The sequence below is a fragment of the Aeromonas molluscorum 848 genome (assembly GCF_000388115.1).
Taxonomy (GTDB): Bacteria; Pseudomonadota; Gammaproteobacteria; order Enterobacterales; family Aeromonadaceae; genus Aeromonas; species Aeromonas molluscorum.
The window spans coordinates 1-1,412 of record NZ_AQGQ01000295.1; the positions used below are offsets into that span (position 1 = coordinate 1).

The window sequence follows — 1,412 nt, forward strand, 5'->3', positions numbered from 1 at the left end:
GCCAGCTGCAGACTGAAACCTGCGTGAGTCGCTATCTGATCGAGCATGTGATCGAAGAAGCCGATGCCGGTGCTGATCTGGTTGCCGCCGCTCTTGTCCAGATCCAGTGCCACCCGGATACGGGTCTCCTTGGTGTTGCGCTCCACCAGGGCGGTACGGCCTTTACTGAGCAGCTGATCGCGAATGGCGAGCCAGTTGTGATCCTGGGGCTGGTAGCGAATGCCGCGGATGCCCATGTTTTCGGCGAGCTGGATGTCGGTCTGCCGGTCACCTATCACGAAGGAGTTGGCAAAATCGATGCGGCCCGAGGCGAGGTACTCCTTCACCAGCCCCAGATGGGGTTTGCGGCAGCTGCAGCCATCGGTGGGGAAGTGGGGACAGATGAGCACGCTCTCCCAGTGCACGCCCTGGGACTCGAAGATGTGCATCATCAGATCCTGGGGCGGCTGGAAGTGCTCAAGAGGCAGGCTACTGGTGCCCAGTCCATCCTGGTTGGTGACCATCACCAGCACATAACCTGCGGCCTGCAGCTCGCGCAGCACGGGTATCACCATGGGCTCGAAGCGCAGCTTGGCCAGGCTATCTACCTGCTTGTCGGTCACCGGCTCTTCAATCAGCGTGCCGTCACGGTCGATAAACAAAAATGGGGTTTTCATCTTTCTACATCCTTATAAACGGCTGGCGGGCGCAGTGCCGGTGGGCGTCTTGCCAGCGGATCTTTTCTGTGCGGTCAGGCTGTCAGCGGATATGCCGTCAACTGAGAGGCCCCGCAATATGTCGAGCACGGCATCCATCTCGTCCTGATAACCCACGGTGATGCGAATGCTGTCTCCCAGGCCCGGCTTGGTGGAGAAGTCCCGCAAGATGATGCCGGCCGCCTTCATGGCGGCGAAGACGCGGGCACCATCGACAAAGCGCACCAGGATGAAGTTGCCCTTGTCTTCGAAGATCTCGCGCACGCAGGGCAACTCGATCAGGGTGCTTTTGAGCGCCGCCTTCTGGGCGTTTAGCTCAAGCACTCTCTCTTGCATCAGCGCAAGACCGGCGGGGGTCAGGGCCTGAGCGGCAATCTGCGCCACGGGGTCGGCGATAGGATAGGGAGCGATCACCTTGGCAAGTAGGGCGATCACCTCAGGGGTGGCCAGGGTAAAGCCGCAGCGGATCCCGGCCAGGGCGAACGCCTTGGAGAGGGTGCGAGTCACCACCAGGTTGGGGAAACGGGCCAGCAGATCCACCACCGACGCTGCCGGGCAGAACTCGATATAGGCCTCGTCCACCACGACAATGGCGCGATCTCTGGCGGCCTCCAGCAGTGCGATGAGGCCATCACGACCCACCAGATCCCCGGTCGGGTTGTTGGGGGAGCAGAGGAACACCAGCTTGACCTCGGAGAGGGCATCGTGAATGGCGGG

The 1,412-nt window shown here is 61.5% G+C and carries 2 protein-coding genes; both read right to left on the reverse strand.

The features are described 5' to 3' along the window. Window positions 1-656: histidinol-phosphatase (hisB, locus tag G113_RS20065; protein WP_005914623.1), on the reverse strand; the 656-nt coding region annotated here is incomplete at its 3' end. A 12-nt stretch (window positions 657-668) separates the two neighbouring features. Continuing rightward, on the reverse strand, window positions 669-1,412 hold a 744-nt coding region (locus G113_RS20070), incomplete at its 5' end, for an aminotransferase class I/II-fold pyridoxal phosphate-dependent enzyme (RefSeq protein ID WP_005914627.1).